Annotated in this window: 15 protein-coding genes; 7 read left to right on the top strand and 8 right to left on the bottom strand. The window is 49.6% G+C overall.

From position 1 onward, the window contains the following. Positions 1–55: 55 nt before the first annotated feature. Complete coding sequence (locus QEH59_RS07720) at positions 56–1,003, bottom strand: type I phosphomannose isomerase catalytic subunit (RefSeq protein ID WP_308984791.1); 948 nt, start codon at positions 1,001–1,003, stop codon at positions 56–58. Between the two features lie 90 nt (positions 1,004–1,093). On the opposite strand from QEH59_RS07720, the gene QEH59_RS07715 reads away from it, so the two are divergent. Beyond that, positions 1,094–3,694: a DNA translocase FtsK 4TM domain-containing protein gene (locus tag QEH59_RS07715; protein WP_308984790.1), complete on the top strand. Its 2,601-nt coding sequence runs from the start codon at positions 1,094–1,096 to the stop codon at positions 3,692–3,694. Between the two features lie 276 nt (positions 3,695–3,970). Here QEH59_RS07715 and QEH59_RS07710 read toward each other — a convergent pair whose 3' ends face one another. From QEH59_RS07710 to QEH59_RS07685, 6 genes are all read right to left on the bottom strand, one after another. Next, positions 3,971–4,465, bottom strand: coding sequence for a hypothetical protein (locus QEH59_RS07710; RefSeq protein ID WP_308984789.1), 495 nt, complete (start codon positions 4,463–4,465; stop codon positions 3,971–3,973). Positions 4,466–4,590: 125 nt separating this feature from the next. Continuing rightward, positions 4,591–5,229 carry a phosphate signaling complex protein PhoU gene (gene phoU, locus QEH59_RS07705; RefSeq protein WP_308984788.1) on the bottom strand — a complete coding sequence of 213 codons (639 nt, stop codon included), beginning with the start codon at positions 5,227–5,229 and terminating at the stop codon, positions 4,591–4,593. A 41-nt stretch (positions 5,230–5,270) separates the two neighbouring features. Further along, positions 5,271–6,068: a phosphate ABC transporter ATP-binding protein PstB gene (gene pstB / locus QEH59_RS07700; RefSeq protein WP_308984787.1), complete on the bottom strand. Its 798-nt coding sequence runs from the start codon at positions 6,066–6,068 to the stop codon at positions 5,271–5,273. A gap of 48 nt (positions 6,069–6,116) precedes the next feature. Further along, a complete protein-coding gene (gene pstA, locus QEH59_RS07695) occupies positions 6,117–7,814 on the bottom strand; it encodes a phosphate ABC transporter permease PstA (RefSeq protein ID WP_308984786.1) in 1,698 nt (565 codons plus the stop codon). A 47-nt stretch (positions 7,815–7,861) separates the two neighbouring features. Beyond that, positions 7,862–10,210 carry an ABC transporter permease subunit gene (locus QEH59_RS07690; protein WP_308984785.1) on the bottom strand — a complete coding sequence of 783 codons (2,349 nt, stop codon included), beginning with the start codon at positions 10,208–10,210 and terminating at the stop codon, positions 7,862–7,864. Between the two features lie 115 nt (positions 10,211–10,325). Then, positions 10,326–11,279 carry a PstS family phosphate ABC transporter substrate-binding protein gene (locus QEH59_RS07685; protein ID WP_308984784.1) on the bottom strand — a complete coding sequence of 318 codons (954 nt, stop codon included), beginning with the start codon at positions 11,277–11,279 and terminating at the stop codon, positions 10,326–10,328. Between the two features lie 439 nt (positions 11,280–11,718). On the opposite strand from QEH59_RS07685, the gene QEH59_RS07680 reads away from it, so the two are divergent. From QEH59_RS07680 to QEH59_RS07655, 6 genes are all read left to right on the top strand, one after another. After that, positions 11,719–12,915 carry a porin gene (locus QEH59_RS07680; RefSeq protein ID WP_308984783.1) on the top strand — a complete coding sequence of 399 codons (1,197 nt, stop codon included), beginning with the start codon at positions 11,719–11,721 and terminating at the stop codon, positions 12,913–12,915. 310 nt (positions 12,916–13,225) lie between these two features. Further along, on the top strand, positions 13,226–16,576 hold the full coding sequence (locus QEH59_RS07675) for a carboxypeptidase regulatory-like domain-containing protein (protein ID WP_308984782.1): 3,351 nt from the start codon (positions 13,226–13,228) through the stop codon (positions 16,574–16,576). A gap of 117 nt (positions 16,577–16,693) precedes the next feature. Beyond that, positions 16,694–18,559, top strand: a complete 1,866-nt coding sequence (locus QEH59_RS07670) for a hypothetical protein (protein WP_308984781.1) — start codon at positions 16,694–16,696, stop codon at positions 18,557–18,559. A 24-nt stretch (positions 18,560–18,583) separates the two neighbouring features. Next, a complete protein-coding gene (locus tag QEH59_RS07665) occupies positions 18,584–19,360 on the top strand; it encodes a PEP-CTERM sorting domain-containing protein (RefSeq protein ID WP_308984780.1) in 777 nt (258 codons plus the stop codon). A gap of 73 nt (positions 19,361–19,433) precedes the next feature. After that, on the top strand, positions 19,434–20,147 hold the full coding sequence (locus tag QEH59_RS07660) for a hypothetical protein (RefSeq protein WP_308984779.1): 714 nt from the start codon (positions 19,434–19,436) through the stop codon (positions 20,145–20,147). Positions 20,148–20,164: 17 nt separating this feature from the next. Further along, positions 20,165–20,968, top strand: coding sequence for a hypothetical protein (locus QEH59_RS07655; RefSeq protein ID WP_308984778.1), 804 nt, complete (start codon positions 20,165–20,167; stop codon positions 20,966–20,968). Positions 20,969–21,081: 113 nt separating this feature from the next. Here the strand turns inward: QEH59_RS07655 and QEH59_RS07650 are convergent, their stop codons facing one another. Continuing rightward, the gene (locus QEH59_RS07650; RefSeq protein WP_308984777.1) at positions 21,082–21,852 is read right to left on the bottom strand and encodes a hypothetical protein; all 771 of its coding nucleotides are present in this window, start codon (positions 21,850–21,852) and stop codon (positions 21,082–21,084) included. Positions 21,853–21,928: the final 76 nt, after the last annotated feature.

Here is a 21,928-nt window from a genome sequence, read left to right as displayed (position 1 = left end):
GGGGCCAGGCTGACGCTGGCTGTGGTTTATCGGCAGCGACGACTTTACGTAGCCCTTAGAATCGGTCTGTCACGAGCACCGTTGCTGGCTCTTCAGCGCTCAAGCTGACTCCCGTTACGTAGGGCTGCAGGTAGTTGCTGCCCTTTTTAAGTGTGGTACCGCTCTGTTGATCCTTTAATTGGCCGGATACGACATGGATGAGGCGTGCGCCTTCATTGGCAGCTAGTTCGAGGGGAGGGAGGTTTGCAGCAAGCTCAAATTTGCGAATGCGGAATTCCTTGCAATCAGCGAGCACCTGTGTCCCTGGCACGATGGTTAGTGCTTCTGGCTCATAGTCTTCGAAATCAATCGATTTCAGGGATTCTTCGATGTGCAGTTGGCGGGGCCTGCCATCTAGACCGACGCGGCCCCAGTCGTAGACGCGGTAGGTGGTATCGGAGTTTTGCTGAATCTCGAGGATCAGGTTGCCGGCATCGATCGCATGCATGCGGCCGCTTTCGACTAGAATGGAATCTCCTGCTTTGACTGGGAAGCGATGGACGCAGTCCTCAGCTTGATTGTCGGCCAGTGCCTGAGTGAATTGTTCCCGGTTGACGCCGTTCTTTAAGCCGACGATTAGTGACGCACCTTCGTCGCACTCTGCGATATACCAGTTTTCAGTTTTTGGTTCGCCGCCAAGTTCAGGCGCAATTTGAGCGGGCGGATGCACCTGAAGTGAGAGGCGGTCTTGGCAGTCTAGCCATTTTATTAGAATGGGAAAGGGCTTTGAACCATCTCGTCCGGGGCCGAGAATGTCTTCTGCGGAGCGTTCCAACAGCTGGCGAATTGTTTTTCCAGCATGTGAGCCCTTGGCCACAACTGACTGAGCTTCCTCTCTGTCAACCAGTTCCCAGCTTTCGCCGATTATTTTGTTATCTGGGAGGCTGCGACCGAGCTTAGCTGCCAAGCCGCGGCCTCCCCACACGCGTTCCATATAGAGCGGATTAAATGTTAGTAATTCCATTCTTCTGTTTCTTGCTGGATTTTCTAAGAAATGCGATACTCAATCGAACCTTGTTATTCGCGCATCCGCGTTTAATTTCCCCACCTTTACATGGCACGCAAAGCAAAGAAAAAAGTCGCAAAGAAGAAAGTGGTCTCTCAACCACGTAAAGCTAGCTCGCGCCCAGTCGGGGCCCTGCTGTTTTTTACTATCGCTGCACTCGTTGCAGTGTCGGTCTTTGATTACAATACTGAGCAGTACAATGCCACAAATCCCACTGACCCTAATCTAGTGGGGTATTTTGGCAGTTATGTCGGCTTTTTTGGCTTTCATTTCTTAGGTGTCGCAGTGTTTTTGGTGCCTCTGTTTTTGATATGGTTCAGTGTGCGTATGCTATTGCAGCAGGAGCATGGCAAACGCCGCTTGACGGCGATCGTCTCGCCGATCGCTGTTTGTTGTGCCTCAGGTCTAATGGCTATGATGCGGCCGATGGCTGCGGTGGACGGAAGTTTGTTTGAAAGCCAGCTCTCCAATGGATTTGGTGGTGTGGTTGGTGAATTCTTGGGGCCAGTTGCTCTGGAGCCATATCTCGGGCCGTTCGGTGCATTTCTGATCTTATTTATGGGGCTCGTGATTGGTTCTATTCTAGTTTTTACGGATAATTTTGGGCGTTTTCTTGATTATTTGCAAAATGCTTACCGTGAGTTTCTAGAGCAACGTGCGGAGTCTAAAAGTGCACGCCAAGCGCGTAAGGCAGAGATACTCGAGGCTAAGCGATTAGCTAAGCAGGAGGCGGCGCTCGCTAAGGCTCAGGCTAAAGAGGAGCGTGCCAATGCGAAAAAGGATAAAGAATCTAAGGCAGCTAAGAAATCCAAGGCAGTGCCCAAGGAAGTTGAAGTGCCGACTGAGGACGAAGCTGAGGATTTTCCAGATGATGGTCGTAGACCGTCATTGTTGAGTGGTGCGCCGACTCCATTGCCAGTTGCAAATGTCGGGAGCAAGGGGCGTGAGAGCTCGGTTGTGGCAAGTGCTCCCGCTCCCAAGAAGTCAATCCCTCCGAAAGCACCCGAGTCGAAGCTGGAACCCGAGCTGAAAAAACCAGCTTTGGATCCGGCCACGATTAAGATCATTTCTGGTGAGAAAACCGAAAAAGCGGTTGCTAGTATTCCCGAGCGTCGTGGGGACTATGTGTTTCCGCCGCTAAACCTCTTGTCTGAGGCACCTGATGTCAGTAGCATCGCTCCTGAAGATCATGCGGGGACGATGAATGCGCTCGTGCGTACGTTGGAGGAGTTTAGTGTCAAAGTTATCCCCGGGGAAATTCATACTGGCCCTGTGATTACGCGCTACGAGGTGACTCCAGCGCCAGGTGTGCGTGTCGAGAAAATCGTAAATCTAGATAAAAACATCGCTCTTGGTTTGAAAGCGATGTCCGTACGTATTCTTGCACCTGTCCCCGGTAAGGGGACCGTTGGAATCGAGGTGCCTAATAAAATCTCGCTGGCGGTTTGCATGCGCGATATCGTGGAGTCTAAGGCATGGGCAGAGGCCAATGCGGAGATTCCAATTGTGCTGGGCAAGGACGTGACTGGGAAGCCCATGGTCACTGACCTGACCAAAATGCCCCACGTGCTGATTGCCGGTTCTACTGGATCCGGTAAGACCGTGTGTATTAATGCGATTATCGCATCGCTGCTCTATCACTCCGGCCCTGAAGATCTACGCTTTATCATGGTCGATCCCAAGGTGGTGGAAATGCAGATGTATAACGCACTGCCCCACATGTTGATCCCCGTGGTGACTGAGGCGAAGAAAGTGCCCGGTGCGCTTAAATGGCTGATTGCGGAAATGGAGCACCGTTATCAAATTTTCGCCAAGACCAATGTGCGTAATATCGCTGGATTCAATGCTAAGATCGCCAAGGATAAAGAAGAGCAGGCTAAGGCTGAGGCGATGGATGCTGAGATGAGTCCGGAAGAGCGTGCTGCCTTGCAAAGCATGGAAGTGCCACGGGATGATGACGCTTTTGAAATACCTCGCAAGAAGCTGCCTTATATTGTCTGCGTGATTGATGAGCTGGCTGACTTGATGATGGTCGCGCCTGCCGACATTGAAACATGCATTGCTCGTATTGCGCAGCTTGCGCGTGCGGCCGGAATTCATCTGATTTTGGCGACACAGCGTCCGTCAGTGAACGTGATTACCGGTGTGATTAAGGCGAATTTACCGAGCCGTATCTCTTTCAAGGTGGCCTCTAAAATTGATAGTCGTACCATTCTCGATGGCGGAGGCGCTGAGGCGCTCATTGGTAAGGGGGACATGCTCTTCATTCCTCCGGGCACTTCGAATCTGGTGCGGGCGCAGGGGGCCTTTGTTTCGGATGATGAGATCAATGCGATCGTTGACTTCCTTAAGGAGAAAAATGATCCGCCGCAATTTGCAGAAGATGTGCAGAAGCAAATCGATGCCGGTGGCGACGATGCTGGCAGTAGTGATGATGGTGGTCCTACTGACGGCGACGAGCTCTTGCCCGACGCTATCGACGTGCTTCGAAGCACTAAGCGCGCCTCCACCTCTATGTTGCAGCGACGCTTGCGCATCGGTTATAATCGTGCTGCTCGCCTTATGGAAGAGCTGGAAGAACGTGGTATTGTGGGACCTGAAAACGGTTCCAGCCCGCGCGAAATCATGGTGGATTTGGACGCAATGTAGTCGTGAGCGTAGCGACTTCATTTGTGAAGCCAGCATCGACTTTCTTCAACCTCGATTAGAGCGACCTTCAGCAGTTTGCTGAGAGATTCATGGGGCATCTCTTCGGTTCTGAGAATCAAAGCTACCAAAAATATCTCGATTTGGTTCAAACTCTTTTCGAAGTGCTATGAGGCGGGTGCCCTGAGGGCACCCAGTTTACGATCAGATCTTGTGAGTGTATACAAAAAAGCCCGTCGTTGATTCGACGGGCTTTTGTAAATCCTATGATGCAATTAACTACCAAGTGAAGACTGGCGAGCTGATAGATGTGCCGCCCTTGGCTACGGTGCTGTTTTCGCCTTCCGCCCAGATCTCATCGTTGATCAGGAACTTGAAGGTCACATCACCCTTGGCTTGTGTGCTAGCAAAGGTCCATTCGTAAGGGCTTACGTTGTCGAGCTGTATACCTTGATCCCATGATAGTCCAGCGCCTTCGCCGCGTATGTAGAGGCTGTTGCCAAAGCCGACATCCACGCGGGCGATTATAGAGGTCTTTTCGACTGTCTTGCCAGTGGCGCTAGCTGAGGTCTTTTTACTTGTCTTGGTCGCAGTTTTTACAGCTGTAGGTTTCTGCGTTACTGCTTTTTTGGCTGCCTTTTTGGTCGTTGTTTTCTTAGTGGCGACTTTTTTGACTGCTTTTTTAGCAGGAGCTTTCTTTACGGCCACTTTCTTCACTACCTTTTTGGCTGCTACTTTTTTGACCGCTTTCTTAGTTGTGCTTTTTTTAGCCATAATGACTGAATGTTTCGAGTTTATTGATGTGTTGTGTACATCGATTTTGCTAGAAGAGATCTAGCGTTAGTAACCGATGCGAGTGTAACTAGCACGAATAAAGCCAAATTAACAGCTTAAAGTAATTATTCACCAGTCAGTAAGTAGATGACTTCTTCTGCTAGATTCTTGGCGTGGTCTGCGATGCGTTCGATTGATTTGGAAATTAAGATCGTTTCCACATGGGTGGAGGATTCGCTACTCTCAAGTTTCATCTCTTTATAGAGCGTGGTGTAGTTTTCCTTATTGAGTCGATCGACTTCTTTATCGCGCTCGATGATTCCTTTGGCGAGCTCCAGGTCTTCATCTAAAAATGAAGTGATTGCGTCCCGCATCATCGCGAAGGCGAGTCGGCTCATCTTCTCGATTTGCACTGGATTCTTTGCCTTACCTTCGCTGGTTAGAATCTTGCGGGTCTTTTTCGCAATGCTATGGGCTTCGTCGCCGGCACGCTCGAGGTCGTGGCTGGCTTTGATGGCGACAAAGATTAAGCGCACGTCACTGGAGACGGGGGAGCGTAGCGTGATGTAACGGACGGAAGCACGGTCGATTTCGACTTCGAGGTCGTCGATCTCGTCGTCCATTTTGACGGCAGCTTGAGTTTTCTCGAGGTCGCTTTCGATGAAGCCTTCAACAGCCAGACGACCAGCTTCGCTGGCTTTTTCGCCAATGAGTATGAGTTTGCTACGAATCTCTTCGAGCTCTTTGTGGAAATAGCGGTTCATTATATGTAGAGTACCAAGGGGAGGGGGAGGGTGAATGGTGATTAACCAAAGCGGCCAGAGACGTAAGCTTCAGTTTGATCGTTCTTTGGTTTCATGAAGATATTATCAGTTACATCATATTCGATGAGTTTGCCAAGGTAGAAGAATGCAGTGCGGTCGGAGACCCGGGCAGCTTGTTGCATGTTGTGCGTAACGATAACAATAGTGTAGTCCTTTTTCAACTCATGGATGAGTTCTTCGACCTTGCCTGTGGCGATGGGGTCGAGTGCGGAGCAGGGTTCGTCCATTAGGATCACTTCCGGGTTATTGGCGATGGCGCGGGCGATACAGAGACGCTGCATCTGGCCGCCCGACATGCTGAGCGCACTCTCATGTAAACGGTCTTTAACTTCGTCCCAAAGAGCGGCGCCGCGCAGGCTGCGCTCCACGACTTCGTCGAGTTCGGACTTTTTGTTGCGGCCAGCAATGCGGAGACTGAAAACAATGTTCTCGTAGATCGATTTTGGAAAAGGATTATACTTTTGGAAGACCATGCCGATGCGCTTGCGCAGGGAGATGACTTCGAGGCTGGGATCGTAGATGCTTTGATCGCCAATCGTGATATCACCCGTGTGTTGGATGCCCTCGATTAGGTCGTTCATACGATTGATGCTGCGTAGCAAGGTAGACTTACCACAACCTGAGGGGCCGATGAAGGCGGTGACTTGTTTTTCAGGTATGTCGAGGTTTAGGTCGAAAAGCACTTGGGTCGAACCATACCAGAAGTTGTAGTTGTCTTTAATCTGGATGAAAGGCTCGAAGTCTTCTCGGCTGTCGGTTGTTTTAGGTGCTTGGATCATGGCGAAATGTTTTGAAATGTTGTTTATGTTGGCGTCGCGTGCGATGGCTTAAAAGGTGTCGCCCTTATACTTTTTACGAAGATGGTTGCGGATCGTGATGGCGCTTAGATTGAGTACGATGACCAGCACGATCAGCAGGAGTGTCGTGGCAAAGACCATCGGCTTGGCGGCATCGGAATCGGGCGATTGGAAGGCGAGGTCGTAAATGTGGAAGCCGAGGTGCATGAATTTGCGGTCTAGGTGAACGAAAGGAAATTCGCCATCGAGGGGCAAGCTTGGGGCGAGTTTGACCACACCTACTAGCATCAGCGGCGCCACTTCGCCTGCGCCGCGTGCCATGGCGAGGATGAGTCCTGTCAAGATGCCGGGCGCGCTGGCGGGCAGCACGATGCGTTGAATCGCTTGCCACTTGGAAGCGCCGCAAGCGAGCGCGGCCTCACGCATGCCTCGTGGCACCGCCGAGAGTGCTTCTTCTGTGGCGACAATCACGACGGGCACAGTCATGAGTGCCAAGGTGAGGGAGGCCCACAGGACGCCGCCGGTGCCGAAGGTGGCGGTGGGGAGTTTATGACTGAAAAACAGTTCGTCGATACTGCCACCGAGCACATAAACGAAGAAGCCGAGTCCGAAGACGCCATAAACGATGGAGGGCACACCGGCTAGATTGTTAACCGAGATGCGGACAGCTCGCACGATGACGCCCTGGGTGGCATACTCGCGCAGGTAAATGGCGGCGACCACACCGAAGGGCATCACGGCCAGGCTCATCAGCAGTGTCATGACAAAGGTGCCGAAGATCGCAGGGAAAATGCCGCCTTCAGTATTCGCCTCACGGGGGGCTTCGGACATGAAGCGCCAGATTTGTTTCAGAAAGAAGCCAACTTTGCCTGGCAGGCTCATTTCATTGGGGAAGTGTGCCTGAGTGATGTTTTCAAAGCTGATGCGACGCTCTTCGCCGGTGGCTAGACGTAGCAGCAGCGAGTCCTGGTGACGACGTTCGCGCAGCTCGCGGGCTTCCGCAGCGAGTTCGGTGTATTGTGCCTGCAAGGCGGCTTGCTGCTCGTTTAGTTCTTGAATCTGCGGCGAGGTTTCAGCGGCAGCCTCGCCCAGCTCTTCGCGCAGTGCGCGTTGCTCGAGGCGGATGGATTCCATCTTGCTGTTGATGCGTCCGATCTGCTTCTTCTCGATCTTGGTATAGGTTTCTAAGCGTTCGTTACTTTCCTCGATCGTCTTGAATAGTGCGGCCTTCAGTGCTTCTGGCTCAGTGATTGTAGTTCCATCGGCGAGTTGGATTTCGAGCGGGAAGCCGAGTGCATCTCCGAACTCGATACGCTCTAATTGGAGAATGCCAGAGGCCGGTGTAAATAAGGGTTCACCCGTTGCGTCCGTCACGATTTGGTCGGCATCGACGTAGTGATACATTTGCCCGTAGGCATCTTTGTTACCTGCGAAGAACTGGAATTCGCTGGTCAGGCCAGCATTGGTCGCTTCTTGTAGTCGCTTATGACGTTCCAGTGCGATGGCGCCGGCGAAGTTTTGGCCGTTGCGAGGGCCGGCGGTTGAGCCCTCGACCAATTGTACCTCGTAGATGGTGTCGGGCCAAAACATGGAGAGGCCGTTCTTGAGGATGATACCGAGTAGCCCGATAATCAGGAGGATGCCGACACTGAGCCCCATGCCGGTGAACCAAACGAGGGCTTCACCTTTGGGGCGGATCGATGTAAAACTGTGCTGCGATTTTGGCATGAGAAAAAATGCTGGTTTGCCTGTATGTGATGTGGCGGGCGCTGACTCTAGATCGTCTTGTATTTCTCGCGCAGGTGCTGGCGAGTGACTTCGGCGATCGTGTTCAGTATGAATGTCAGGAGGAAGAGCGCCATCGCACCGAGGAAAAGAGTGCGGTAGAGGGTGCTGTATTGCGGTGCTTCGGGCAGTTCCACCGCGATGTTGGCCGCGAGTGTGCGCATGCCGTTGAAGATGTTCCACTCCATGATCGGCGTGTTGCCGGTAGCCATCAGCAAAATCATGGTTTCACCGACTGCACGGCCGAAGCCGATGATGGTGGCGGAGAAGATACCAGGTGAGGCTGTCGGTAGGATGACGCGCCAAGTGGTCTGCCAGCGGCTGGCACCGAGTGCCAGCGAAGCAGAGGTGAGGTAAGGCGGCACATTGGTGAGCGCATCCTCGGAAATGGTGAAAATGATTGGGATCACGGCGAAGCCCATCATGAGGCCGACCACTAAGGAGTTACGTTGCTCAAAGCTAACGCCAGTTGTTTCAGTCCACCAAAGACGGAAGTTGCCAGCTTTGACGCCGAGGTCTGGATCATAGACGCGGAACAAGACCGATTCCAGGGTGGGGCCGAGTTGCCAAGACAGGTAGCCGACGATCAGCACCACCGGCAGGATGACCATCCATTCCGAGCCCGGGCGTATGCGGTTGCGCACGGTTTGAGGCATGCGTCCCCAGAAGTAGCCCAGCATGGCGGCGCTGAGTGGGACGGCAATGAGCATGAGCAGGATGGAGGGCACACGATCTTCGATTAAGGGTGCCAGCCAAAGTGCTGCCAAGAAGCCGAGCACGACGGAAGGGAGCGAGGCCATGATTTCCATGGCAGGCTTGATGTAGCGCTTCGCTTCCGGTTTCAGATATTGCGAAACGTAAATGGCTGCCAAGATCGCGATCGGCATGGCAAAAAGCATGGCGTAGAAGGTGCCTTTGATCGAGCCGAAGAAGAGCGGCACGATCGAGAGCTTAGGCTCGAAGTCGGAGGTGCCGCTGGACGACTGCCAGTCGTATTCAGGCTCGGATTTGCCCTCATACCAGATCTTGCCGAAGAAGGCTTTGGCACCCGCGTTTGGGTGCGGGTCGTCGACTGCATACACGTGTAGGTTTTGTTGTGCGTCGAAGGTGAAAATTGAATCCCAGCGTGGGCCGAGCGCGATCTTCTGTAGTGGGAAGTCGGTATCGGTTTCCCAGCGCACATCGCCTGTGGTGCTGTAGCGCAATGAGAGTTGATGCTCATTGGAGATCAGGAATCCGCGGTTGCGTTGCGCGGGGCTAAAGTCGTTGGCACCTCCAGCATCCAGTGCTGGGAAGTCTTTGATCTTGGTGTAAAGAATTTGGCCAGCCGCTTCGTCTAGATAGCTGGCGAGTGTAATGTTTGCACCGGACTTTGAAGTTAAAATGACGGATTGCTTGCCGAGTAGCCAGTTGATCGAGTGGATCGATGTGTCGTCCAGATCGGCAAATGGCTGCAGCTTTTGCACGCGTTCCAGTTGCCCCTTGTTGAGGCGTAGGTAGTAAAGCCATCCACCCTCGGTGGTAAGCAGGATGCGGTCGCCTTGCCCGCCAATGAGTAAGCGCTCCGGCTTTTCGTCGGTGATGCCATGACCGAGGTCAATCTGCGCGTCCGCCACCATCTTAGGCGCGCCAAACAGGCTGGATTTTACAACATAGGTCTGAAGAGTGACGATGGTTTCGCCGTCTGCAGTTTCTTGTAAGGTGCCGATCGCCCGGTTGGTGGTGGACTCATAGAAGGCCAGCTGGCGCACGGGGGCGTTCGACTGGCTGAGCGCCGGCAGTAACTCTGATTTGACCTGAGGCACGACCGTACGCGGGGCGTCCGCTAAAAACTCAGCCTTGTAATCGAGATGCAACAGGGCGACGCGACCGTCTTCCGAGCCGAGTGCGATTTCACCTTTGTAGGCGTCGTAATAAAATGCGGTCCAGTTCTTCTCTGGCAGTTTTGTGTCGACCTCAAACAGACCGCGTGGGCCGAGCGCGAGGCTAGTTTGGTCGCCGCCGACACGTTCGTAGGTGCGGGTTTCGACATCGCGTGGCAGATCAGTGAAGTGGAGTTGTCCGCTTTGACTGAGAAAGAAAGGGAGTTCGCCCCATTCGTCGACGCCCATCACGGCGACTTCCTCCAGCGGTATGGCAACTTTCCCGACAGACTTAACTTCTGGGTGCCCGAACAGTGGTAGTATCTGGACAAAGATGAAGGCAAATATGGCGAAGACCGCCAGCATCACCAACCAGCCGCCACCCTTGATTACGCCCGTCATCAGGCGGTCTAAAATCAGTGTGGTGCGGGCGACGGTGAAACGCTCTTCGGAGGGATTATTGGAAGTCGAACTCATAACGATGTCAGTCGATCATTGAAGGCTAGAATCCGCTAAAAAGCGGTACTGTCTCTATAACGCAAAAAAAAAAGTGGGTGGAGAGGCCTCCACCCACGTAAAGATTCTGTGACGCTTATTTAAGACTGTTTAGGATCTGTTCAGCGACAGGTGCTGGTAGTGGGTAGTAGCCGTCTTTTTCGACGACTTCCTGGCCTTGCTTAGACAGCACGAAGCGCAGGAACTCGTAAGTCAATTTATCCATGGGCTCGCGTGGGTCGCGATTGACATAGACGAAGAGCTGACGAGCCAGCGGGTAGCTGCCATCGAGGCAGTTTTCTGCAGTGGGTTCAACACCATCGATCTGGATCGCTTTCACGCCAGAAGTGGTGTAGCCGATGCCGGAGTAGCCGATGCCCGCGAGGTCAGAGCCGATGCCTTGCACCACGGAAGACGAGCCAGGCTGCTCCTTAACGCTGGATGAGAAATCTCCGCCAGCCAGTGCGACCTTTTTGAAGAAGCCGTAAGTGCCGGAGGCACTGTTACGACCGTAGAGGCTGAGTGCGCGACCGCCCAGGCTGCCCTCCAGTCCGAGCTGGCTCCATTCGGTGATGGGTGTGCCACCTTTGCGGTAAGTGCTGGAGAAAACGGAGTCGATTTGCTCGGAAGTGATGCTTTCGAGTGGGTTGTCTTTGTTGACGAAAACTGCGAGAGCATCGATCGAAGTGCCGACTGCTGTAGGTTTGTAACCGTAGCGAGCTTCGAAGGCGTCCATTTCAGAGCCCTTCATCTCGCGGCTCATGGGGCCGATTTGTGCGGTACCTTCGATCAGAGCGGGCGGTGCGGTTGAAGAGCCTTTGCCTTCGATTTGAATATTGACGTTCGGGTAAATCGCTTCGAAGCCTTCAGCCCAAAGGGTCATTAAATTGTTGAGTGTGTCGGATCCGATCGAGTTAAGGTTGCCAGATACGCCTGAAACAGATTCATAAACGGGCAAGTTCGGGTCAACGTTTGCAAGGCTGCTGGTCTGCCCAGCAAAGCCCATGCAGAGGGCTGCGGTTAGGCCGCGAAGGATGGATGTAGTGTTCATTCGTATGTGTGATCGGTTATTGTGATTAAAAAGAGTGTGAGCTGATTTGCTCACTAACTTCATTACCTTTATACGCGTGTTATGTTTCGGGAATGTGGCGCTTATGTTACAGGAAGGTTAATATCGTGACTGTTTGTAGACCTGCGGACGCTGTGGTTGAAAGGTGCTAGATGCGCTTTGCCCCGCTTGTGGAGCGGGGTTGCAGTCTCATTTGGGCCTGTGTTGTGGCTGTTTTGCCTGTAGGTGTGGGGGCATATTTCCGCGTGTGTTTTACAGATGTGTCACATGGTCACCTGTTTGTGTCTTGGATGACACTTTAATGTAATAAAATGCAGATATGTGACAAAGTTAACGCTGCTGTAACTTGAATGGCTTAGAACTGTAACAAAGTGGGGGTATTTTTTTTTATGTTACCGTCATAATTTGAACAACACGAAACATGAAACTAAATAAACTAACGCAATACTTTGTCTTATCTGCTGCACTTGTGAGCGCACCTTCTCTTGCGGCTACGAATGATGCCCTGCTGGATAAGCTTGTTGAAAAAGGTATCCTGACTCAGGGCGAGGCGATTGAGATTGCTTCGGAAATTGAACAAGAGAGCCAGGGGATATCTTTTTCTGCTAAAGGGAAGGAGACGCTTAAGCTGCGCTTTAATGGGCGCATGCAATTTCAATATGATCATCTTGCGGGGGAGTTGAACGGTGAGAGTACCGAGTCGACCAATCACTTTTACTTTCGCCGTGTGTTTCTCGGTGTGAAGGCAAGTCTCGCGAATGGTGTGTATGCAGAGACGGTTTTGGATTTTGCTGGAGATGAGCAGCCGGAGATTGCATTCGATAAGGTTGCCTTCGGTTACAAGTTTGATGATGCCTTCGACGCTCAACTAGGCTTTCAAAAGGTTCCTTTTGGTTTTGAGGAGACGTCCTCGTCCTCTAGCTTGCAAACAATTGAGCGTTCGGCTGCGAATCGCTTCTTTGCGGATGATATCGACTTCTCTTCGCGACATGCAGGCATACATGCACAGGGAGATCTGGGAGCTGGCTTTAGTTATGCGCTTGCTTTGGTGAATGGTGCTCAGGGTGAAGGGTCTAAGCTTTTGGGAAGTGCCGAAGGTAGTAATGATCTCGCGGCTTTTGGGCGTATTCAGTGGGCTGGAATTGCTTGGATGTTCGGTGTGGATGCAGGTTCTCAATCGAATAATTCAGTGGTGGGCGAAGATGTCGTGGCATACACCGCGTATGCAAATTACAAATACGAAGGGATTAATTTGCTCGGTGAATTTTTCTCCGCCAATATGGGGGATGAAGAAGATGTGACAGGGTATGCGCTGCGCGCCTCTTATAAATTTAATAAGTTCGAACCGGTCATTCGTTATTCTTACATTGAGACCGATTCCTTCGATATCGATACGGATGAGTTGATTCGACGTGCTCCGACGGATACGGATAATCTTAGCCTGACTGGTGCATCGGGTATTGGCAAAGAGATGCATTCCTTCTACCTGGGTGCGAACTATTACTATAGTCCTGCAGTGACATTTATGGCAGGTTATGAAGTCGCAGATGTGGAGACTGATGCCGATGACGAGGCCGATGTTGATGGCTTCCGTGCGCGTGTTCAGGTGCTCTGGTAGAGGGCAGGCAGGAGCGTTCGTTGATTTTGTAACTCGGAGTGTGCGCTGCACGCTCCGAGTTTTTTTATGCGTTGTGCGCTGCTCACGCCTGTGGGCCGGGTGATTGGGATGCTGGGGAGGCAATTGGCTCAAAAGTTCCACTTTGGTTACATCATTGTGCCTGCTGGGTTACGAAAGTTACGGAAGTGTGATAATTGAAACGTAAGCGTAGTTTGCTGTTGAGGGTTCTGAGGTGGACCACAAAAGAATTCGCCATTCAGGGTCCATCGCTTCCGAAGCGGTGGCTAATGCAATTTTACATGCCAAACTAATGAATAGCAAATTTTACTCAAATTCCATGCGGCTGTTTGTGTCCTTCTTGATGATGACGCAGGCTGCATCTGCGATTAAGATCGTCGTGCCTGATCAGTATAAGGAGCAGGTAGAGGAAATCAAAAAAGCTGAAATCAAAGAGCGTGAGCTTGAATTACAAGGTGATGTAAATTTGGCAGCCGGAGAGGGGGGCTTGATTCAGGATGCATCTGATTCTGTAAAAACAGCTGGAGTTGCTGCGGAAGAGTTTTTAATGCAATCTGTGGTAGAAGCGAATGAGACTGCTACTGAGTATGAAGGTGTGCTGGAAGCTCATCAGGGTTTGGTATCTGGACAGATTGTCGACAAAGATACTGGCGAGCCTATTGCCGGAGTGGCGATTTTGATTGAGGAGGCTGATATCGCTACGGTGACTACCCATGATGGTCGCTATTCTATCGGACCAGTCGCAGCTGGGTCCTACACCCTTAGTTTTGTGAAGTCCGGATATATCGAGGCGAACGTGACTGACTATAGCATCGCCGGTGGCGAGGTGAGTGTCTTCCCGTTTGCTTTACCACCACGACCTGCGGAAATGTCGGACGAAGTTTATGAATTGCAGGACTTTTCTGTGACCGCAGAGGAGGCGAATCAATTGATGATGAAGTTGGATCTAAGGCTTGGCTCTGAATCAATGGTGAACGTATTGAGTTCCGAGGATTTCTCGAAATTTGCTGCTTCAGATGCAGCCGAGGCGCTTTCTAAAATAACCGGTGCCACAGTTAGTGATGGGAAGTATGCTGTGATTCGTGGCCTGAATGATCGCTATAATACTACCTTGATTAATGGTGTGCGCCTGCCTAGTCCCGATCCTGATAGGAAAGCGGTGCCTTTGGATATTTTTCCGGCGGGTTTGTTTGAATCGCTGGTGGCACAAAAAACATTTACGGCGGACCAGCCCGGGGATTCGACAGGGGGTTCGATTGATCTGATTACGAAGTCATTTCCAGATGAGTTAACAATCAAAGGCAGTGCATCCGTTGGTTGGCAGGATGGTTTGTGGGGAGAGGAGATGCTCGTGGACCCTGAAAGAGGTAGTGATGATTATTTTGTGCAGGGCACAGACCTCAGGGGATTCGACTCGGATGGCGCTCAAGGGTATGAGCCTACTGGAGTCGTTGCCTTGACGCGAAATGTCGATGGAGGTGCTAATGGTGAGATCGTCGGGTATATTGATGCCGATGATCCGAATCTTAATTATGGGAGTATTGATTCGGCTATGGTTCCTGAAAGTGCGCCTAGTTTTTTTGCTGAAAAGCGTAAGTCAAGGGGAGACTTCGGGACATCAGTTGAGATCGGTAACAGTATCGAGTTAAAGGATGATGTGACACTAGGCATTCTTTTTGGTGCGACACAGAAGCACCAGGAAAGGAGTCGGAGCACTACCAAGACTGAGGCGTCGTTTGATGGTAATACTTTTATTACTGACGATACCGAGGAGATCGAGGAAGGCTCTATTGAGGATCAAATATCTGCATTGTTGGCTTTGGGGCTTAACTTCGGTGAAAGAAATAAACTTTTTTATAATTTCGTTTATACTACAATCGGAGAGTCTGAGGCCACTGTTGGTGTGGTTGATGATACTGACCTGAATGGTGAATTGAGTTACACTGAGCGAAGTTTGACGGGGCATCAGCTTGGGGGGGAGCATCGCCCGTTTGATTTTGGCGAGCGTTCACCCGTTATTAAATGGGCAACTTTGTTTGCAGATACTACTCAAGACGAGCCCGACATTCGTTCATTTAAAGGATATGCGGTTGAGTCGGATAGCAGTAGTGGCCTTCCTGGAAACACGAATCCGATTGATTCCAACGAAGGGGTCGCACCAGTCCGCTTTAACCGGAATACGGAGCAGGAAAGCAATGCAGGACGAATTGATTTAGAACTTCCAGTTGCTGATTTTCTTAAGTTTGAATTCGGTTTCGCTCGCGAGGAGGTGAGCCGTGAATTGAATCAACTTGAGTGGACGCGAGATCCTTCTGCGCTTTACTTATCGGGGCCTGATGGAATTGCTGTACCTTCTGTCGCATATGCTGGCACGAATGCAACTGAGGTGAATACCAGTAGTTTCTTTTCAATTCAGAATTCAGAGGGGACTTGGGATGTGTATCGGAAGAGCGTTTCGGTGCCCTATCAGGCGGATCAAATTTATGAATTTAAAGCAACAGGGGAGTCATTAACAGAGTCGAAGTATTTCTCCTCGGAGATTAAGCCTTTTGATTGGTTGCGTATTGTCGGAGGGATTCGTGTTGAAGAAAATCAACTTTCTTATTCGGACGACCCTGATTTTCCTGCGGGCATTCAGTCGGTGAATTGGCCGATTACGATTGTTGAGCAATCTATTGATCGTCAGGACAAGCTTCCTTTTGTCACATTCATTGCCGAGGCTAATGAGAACCTGACTTTTAGAGCAGCGTGGTCTCAGACGATTGCAAAGCCATCTTTTCGAGAGATTGCACCTTTCCCGACGCTCAATGTTACCGACAGAACTTTGGAAATCGGAAATCCGGGTGAGATATACACTGGTTCGCTTCCGGACTCATTGTTGGGGAGTTATTCGGGGTTGGATTTTAGTGAGATCGAAAATTTAGATTTCCGAGTCGAGTGGGCAAAGGATTCAGTCTTCATGGCCGCTTCGGTATTTCATAAAACAGTTGGAACTCCAGTCGAGCGTATCGCTGTTGCGCCACCAACTAGCATTGGTACTGACAGTATTATTACGTATATCAATAATGAGAATGATGCTGATTTATTTGGATGGGAAGTTGAATTTCAGGCGAGCCTTTCGGATTTCGATTTCATTCCAGAGGTTCTGCATAATGTGTCTGTGGGCGCGAATTATACTCAGATTCAGGCTGAGGTGGACCGATCTCAGTTGGAGATTGACAGTTTTGGCAACGGTGCTTTGAGCACGATTGTTGAGGACTCTCGTCAATTGTTCGATCAGCCTGAGTATATAGCAAACGCATATACCACGATCGATTTCCCGTCCATTGGTGGTTCGTTGACAGTCTCAGCTAATTTGGTTGGCCAGGCGCTTACTTTGGTGGGGACTCAGAATACTCATACGGATTTGTACTGGGATGAATTTATTGCGCTAAACCTTGTGTGGCAGCAGGTAATTAATGACACCTGGTCCTTTAAGTTGTCAGCGAAAAATATAAATACTCCAACTCGCCAGCTTCTGCATGATGAGGATTTTATGCAAGATTTAGAGGCATTAGATCCGAGCCTTCAGCAAGCTGATACCGTACGTGAGGAATATGAGATTCGTCCAACTTTTAGCATTTCAGTAACAGCAACTTTTTAGGGGCATGCTGAGTTCACGACATCTTATCTCCGTCGTAGCGTATTTGTAACAATGCTCCTGTATTCTGTCTTTCTCGCTGCTACTTAGCGAACAATTATAAACAAACTAGAAATACTCATGAAAAAAATCTTACTAACTCTCGCTGCAAGCGCATCTGCGTTCACAGCAGCTCAGGCCGCAATTGTGGTCATTGACGAGAATCTTCCAGGGGTCACTGTAGATGCTAATGGTTACTACTACATTGGGCAGGATTTGGAGCTTACTTCTGCGAACGAATACATCCTCGCCAGTTATACATTCGTCAATGATGGTGCCACTTTAACGATCGGCCCTGGCACCATTATTCGTGGTGAACCTGGTATTGGAGAAGGTGGCTTTTCTGGTACTATCGGTGCCGCTGGTGGAGAGCCTGGTGCTTTAATCATCACACGTGATGGACAGATCAATGCAAACGGGAATTCCTCGAGCCCTATTATTTTTACCACTGCGGTGATTGACGAGAACAATGATGGCTCACCCGATGCAGTTAATTACACAGGTGCCTATGATTATACTGGCAATTCGATCGAAGTTGCAGATTTTCTAGATGCAGCGCCCGCTAGTAATCCGCTTCCTCCTTATGTCGAAGCAAGCGTTGCTGATTTCGACTTTTCTGACATCGATGGCACTGGCGATATTAATGGTGCCGGCACTGAGCATCAAGGTTATTGGGGCGGTATCGTTATTTTGGGTAATGCGCCTACCAGCATTGGTGATATCGATGTAGCAAACGACCGTATTGTTGCGGATTCTAAAGGTGACTTTCCATCGGTTGTTAATCCTATGGAAGGACAAATTGAAGGCTTAAATACAGCCCTTGTAGGACAGAATTCTGTGTATGGTGGTCGTAACCCTAATGACAGCTCTGGTTCATTTACATACGTCTCGATTCGCCATGGTGGATATGCTATCGGTGGAGATAATGAGTTGAATGGCCTCACTATGGGTGGAGTTGGCTTTGGTACTAAAATCGAGTATGTCGAAGTCTACTCTAATCAGGATGATGGCTTTGAGTGGTTCGGTGGTACTGTAAACACTCGTTACTTAGTTTCACTTTATAACAATGACGATTCGTTCGATATGGACGAAGGATTCACGGGTCTTGGCCAATTCTGGTTCTCAATGCAAAATGATGACAGAGACAGCGGTAATGCTGCGGGCGAGCATGACGGCACGGATGCAATCGGTTATTCGGTTGATCAATTTGCTGCAGCTCCCGGTGGTAGCACAAATCTCCTTGGTTCCGGTGACTCAGGAGGAGGTCTTGTTTTCACATTTCCAACTGTCTATAATGCTACATACGTAGGTTCCGGTCTTTATAGCAAAGATGATGGTGATGATGGCATCAATAATGTTTTCACACTGCGTGATTCTTGGGGAGGTGCATATTTTAATAGCATTTTCTCTGATCATGGTGCTGCAGGCATCCTTCTCGCCAAGGATGGTGATGAGCGCTGGGATCTTGGTGATATTGTTTTCCGTTCTAATATCTGGTATGGAAATGCAGATTTCTATACTGCTAGCACATTTGCTAATACAAATGATTTAGACGGTGGTAGTGGTAATGAAGGTGCAAATAGCAGCCGTGTACTTCAGGTGTTTAATAGCGTTGGCAATAACTTCTCGAATAATGTATTCGATGTTGACCCATTCGATGCTTCTAACCGTGTGAGTGGTGCAAATGCTAGTGCCTACAACGGTCAAATTGCACGTCGCCAATGGGACAGCAACTTTGAGTCTACTCACGGCGGTTTCGATCCTTCTAAATTGAGTGCCGGCGCTCTTAGCTCGCTCGCCTCGACTTCTCCAGAGCCATATACTGCTACATACTTCATCGATCCAGGTTTCATCGGTGCGTTCAATCCTCAAGCGACGACACTTGGCGATGCGCTTTGGACAGCTGGTTGGACAGTATTTGATTCTGTTTACTACGAAGCTAAGTAATCGACAGGTAACTTATAAACTATTATGAAAAAAATAATTATTTCACTAGCAAGTATAGGCCTCGCGGCTTCTTCTTACAGCCAAGGTTTAATTGCAGGCTGGGACTTTCAGACCACCAATGTTTCCATGAACTTGGATGCGGGGTTCGAGGCTGATGTTAATGGGTCTGCTGATGGTGCGATGCTTTATGCAAATGGAACCAACGGTAGCACGGACTTTGGCACAGGTGCATTTTTTGCCCAAGGTCGTGGTGTTGGTAATAGCAATATCTCTGGTACGACTCAGGGACGCTATGGTTTCCAAGGCGGAGTGAGTGCTGACAACGAAACTGGAACTAAGAGTTTTCTTATGCGAGCGACGACGGGGAATCCTTCGTTTTCGATTGGATGGGATAATTCTGGCTATGAGTCAACTCAGTTGTATTTTGACTACGATACCCAGACATCTGGCGATTATGGCACTGACTTTACATCCATAGTACCTGGTTTATTTACTGATGTATTCACCGTGTCGGCTTATGATGGAACCAGTTTTCTTGGTGAGGTGGATGTGACTAGTAATAGCGAATTGTCTGCTGGGACTTGGACGTTCGATAATGATGCAATTGATATTAGCCTTCTTGACCAGGTCACCGATGCTCGTTTGGTGTTTACAATTAACGATGCTGTTACGGATCCTGGTAACTTCTTCTTCGACAATATTGGTTTGTTCGGAACGACTGCAGTGCCTGAGCCCAGTTCATATGCCGCGATTTTCGGCATGATGGCATTGGTGTTTACAGCAATGCGCCGTCGCGTGTAGTGCTGATATGCTGTTTAAGCAATGCCGGGTGCTCACGAGCACCCGGCATTTTTAATTTATACTTATTTGACTTATGTTGCTAAGGTTATTTATTTTTCACATTGTATTGGTTTCCTCAATTTATGCAAAAGCGACATTAATTAGGAATTCACCTTTTGTTTCTGCGAGTGGCCTTCCGACACAACAGAAAAAACAGGTCCCTGCAGTCTCAAAGGAGGCACTGAAGCGCTTTTCTCTGAATGGAATCAGTCAGATCAATGGCGTTTACTATTTCAGTATTAAAGATGATAAACATCAGAGGTCACAATGGATGACGCCGATGGAGGATGTGAATGGTTTCATCATTCATAGTTATAATCCGGCTACGCGCTCTATCAGCTATGTTTGGGATGGGAATAGATACTACTTGAGTTTAGGTACGGCTAGTAGTGTGGGGCTCTTTTATGCTGAAAGTGCCGACAATCATTCAAATCAGAATATTTCAGATGCTGCACTTAGTCGTCATGAAATTGTTTTTTCTGATAGCCAGACATACGTGCAGAGTGATGTTGCTGGAAGTGAATCAAATTTGACAGACAAGGATCAGATAAACTGGTTTCCACTTGAGATGCCAAAGCAATCTCCCTTATTTGCATCTAGGGTCGCTGTTGGTCGTGAAGTGATAGCTGATAATCGCGCATCATCGGTTGATGGCAATTTGTCCACGCGTAACGAGCCACCCATTCCGAGCTCTCGGGTGAATCGAATTCACAATCCCTCTGGCAAGCCTCCGACACATTTACTATAACATTTTTGATTAAAATTATGCGATTGTTATTTATTCTGTTGGTCCTGTTTTCAGGCTTAATAAACTTAAAGGCTATTTCGAATTATGATAACTCGGCGTCTTGGCCTGCTCGGCTGACGGTGCTTAGTAAACTAGTTCAAGAAGACGTAAATGGAGAAGAACATGTGATTCGAGCTGGTAGCATTGGCATTCTGCAGCGAGTTGAGGGGCGGCGTGCCTTAGTTGATTTTGGACGTCACGGTGTGCATTGGGTGGACGCCATGGCAACAGATTTTGAGGAAGCATCTGATCGCATCGTAAGCGGGCAGGAAATTAAAGAGTTTCCGAATGCGATGATCCAGCTTGGGAATAAGATCGTGCAATATGTGAACCGTGACGCGACGCACATGATCTTGGATGACATTAAGGACAATGCTTACATCCTTTGTTTTTACGTGAACGAGATCAATGAAGAGAATGCACTGATTACCCAATACTTAGATCGAACTTTCGAGGGAGGAGTGTTCTCAGAGCACGATATTTTACCGATCGCATTCCCTGGTGATGATCATTGGTACGGGTATTTTTACAATGCATTCAACCATTTGCCGGTTTTTATTCCTCATATGCGCCTTAGTTACGCTTCCGTATTGTGGCATGAACCTTCTTCGACACCCTCATTTGTGCTTATTGATGCGAACGGTAAAATCGTATATCGTTCAGAAACGCTTCGCATTTTGGAATCTAAATTTAATCCACGAATTTCAGGACATTTCTCTGCATCTAAGTATGAACAAGTGAAGAGAGAGTTAGAGCGTGCATTTTTAGCAATACGACAGTGATTCCTGTGGTGATCGTTTCGCTACGAATTCGCGAGTTAGCAAGGCCGTTCATATCTCCTCAATTCTTCTGCTCCGCGAGCAGATGTTGTCCGCATGCTTCAAGCCAGAGTGGATTAAAGTTCAGCCCTTTCAGACTGCGCACTTGTCTCGAAGTACTCATCATAAATACCAACGCCGATCTCGATTGAGCTCATGTTCATCTTGGACACGCCTGTTGTTTGGGAAGTTACAGTTGATTGCGTGGGAATTAAAATGCCATCTTGTTGCTGGTAATGGCCTAAAGTGGTGAGTGTTGATTCGGTGGGAGTCTTGCTTTCGTAGGCGAGTGTTCGATAAGTCTCTACGGAAAGGTAGAAGCGCTGTTGTTTATTCTTTGATTTGTGCTGATGCTCGATTACAAAGGCTTGTTCGCCATTAAAGGGGCTTGAGCCTGCGAATGTGAGCTTTTCGCCGCTTCGCCATAGTTTGATTAAAGGGGGCAGGACGCCGGCCTCTGAGAGCAAGCTGTCGGCCTCATCTCCGATGAGCTCAGTTGGTGTCATATCTGGTGCGCCTGCACGACGAGTTGCGGTCCATGCGCTTTGACCGTTGTGTGCGCGGATGACTTGTATCGCTTGATCCTCTGTGCCCGGTAGTGGGACAGTGACTGTTGCGCGAATTTGATTGGGGCGCTTTTTGATGATCACAAGATCAACGATCTGTTCATTCCGCTCAATCTTGCCTGTCAGGCGTATACTCTCGACCTGACTCCAGTTACGTAGGCCGCCCATCGCCTCCATGTGCTTTTGTAATATGCTGTTCAGTATCGCCTCATTGCCGGCATTGGCCAGCAATGGTAGGCTGAGAGATGTGATTAGGAAGAGAGCAGGGAGCAGAGATTTCACTCCACATTATAACCTAGCCAGTATCGAGTGATCAACGAACATGGAAGTGACGTTGGTAAAGCTTTTGTGTCGTGTG

Origin of the sequence: Thalassobacterium sedimentorum, assembly GCF_031127905.1 — a bacterium.
Taxonomy (GTDB): Bacteria; Verrucomicrobiota; Verrucomicrobiia; order Opitutales; family Coraliomargaritaceae; genus Thalassobacterium; species Thalassobacterium sedimentorum.
This window is presented reverse-complemented; position numbering and strand designations above follow the sequence as displayed.

Excerpts from the sequence above, each read along its gene's own strand:
- QEH59_RS07720 (WP_308984791.1), bottom strand. The coding sequence starts at position 1,003 with ATGGAATTACTAACATTTAATCCGCTCTATATGGAACGCGTGTGGGGA.
- QEH59_RS07715 (WP_308984790.1), top strand. The coding sequence starts at position 1,094 with ATGGCACGCAAAGCAAAGAAAAAAGTCGCAAAGAAGAAAGTGGTCTCT.
- QEH59_RS07710 (WP_308984789.1), bottom strand. The coding sequence starts at position 4,465 with ATGGCTAAAAAAAGCACAACTAAGAAAGCGGTCAAAAAAGTAGCAGCC.
- phoU (WP_308984788.1), bottom strand. The coding sequence starts at position 5,229 with ATGAACCGCTATTTCCACAAAGAGCTCGAAGAGATTCGTAGCAAACTC.
- pstB (WP_308984787.1), bottom strand. The coding sequence starts at position 6,068 with ATGATCCAAGCACCTAAAACAACCGACAGCCGAGAAGACTTCGAGCCT.
- pstA (WP_308984786.1), bottom strand. The coding sequence starts at position 7,814 with ATGCCAAAATCGCAGCACAGTTTTACATCGATCCGCCCCAAAGGTGAA.
- QEH59_RS07690 (WP_308984785.1), bottom strand. The coding sequence starts at position 10,210 with ATGAGTTCGACTTCCAATAATCCCTCCGAAGAGCGTTTCACCGTCGCC.
- QEH59_RS07685 (WP_308984784.1), bottom strand. The coding sequence starts at position 11,279 with ATGAACACTACATCCATCCTTCGCGGCCTAACCGCAGCCCTCTGCATG.
- QEH59_RS07680 (WP_308984783.1), top strand. The coding sequence starts at position 11,719 with ATGAAACTAAATAAACTAACGCAATACTTTGTCTTATCTGCTGCACTT.
- QEH59_RS07675 (WP_308984782.1), top strand. The coding sequence starts at position 13,226 with ATGAATAGCAAATTTTACTCAAATTCCATGCGGCTGTTTGTGTCCTTC.
- QEH59_RS07670 (WP_308984781.1), top strand. The coding sequence starts at position 16,694 with ATGAAAAAAATCTTACTAACTCTCGCTGCAAGCGCATCTGCGTTCACA.
- QEH59_RS07665 (WP_308984780.1), top strand. The coding sequence starts at position 18,584 with ATGAAAAAAATAATTATTTCACTAGCAAGTATAGGCCTCGCGGCTTCT.
- QEH59_RS07660 (WP_308984779.1), top strand. The coding sequence starts at position 19,434 with ATGTTGCTAAGGTTATTTATTTTTCACATTGTATTGGTTTCCTCAATT.
- QEH59_RS07655 (WP_308984778.1), top strand. The coding sequence starts at position 20,165 with ATGCGATTGTTATTTATTCTGTTGGTCCTGTTTTCAGGCTTAATAAAC.